Below are 332 nucleotides of genomic sequence, written 5' to 3'. Positions count from 1 at the left end.
AAAACATCGACGGCGTAATGATCATTCCTCACATGGACGAGGGCGAGTATTGGGAAGAATGGTACAAGTCCGACGGAAGCACATGGAAAAAAGACCTCACTAAAACAGAGAAGAAATTTGTTGCGTTGTGCTCATACTATGGCTATCCCAATGCGTATAAGAACAAAGCATATTTCTATGCAACTCAGGCTCTAACTTGGGAGATCGTTATGGGTTACCGTACTTGCGATGACAATAACAGTAAGACCTTTCTAAACACATACAATGGAATAAAACCCGGCAAATACGTTACAGGCAGCAACTCAACAATGCTTAATGAATACAAGAAAGCA

The 332-nt window shown here is 41.3% G+C and carries 1 protein-coding gene; it reads left to right on the top strand.

The window, feature by feature from the left end:
* Positions 1-17: 17 nt before the first annotated feature.
* A partial coding sequence (locus LI114_RS13850; protein WP_227221152.1) for a Cys-Gln thioester bond-forming surface protein occupies positions 18-332 on the top strand: 315 nt, incomplete at its 3' end.

Origin of the sequence: Ruminococcus sp. 210702-SL.1.03 (assembly GCF_020559915.1) — a bacterium.
Classification (GTDB): domain Bacteria; phylum Bacillota; class Clostridia; order Oscillospirales; family Ruminococcaceae; genus YE71.
This window is presented reverse-complemented; position numbering and strand designations above follow the sequence as displayed.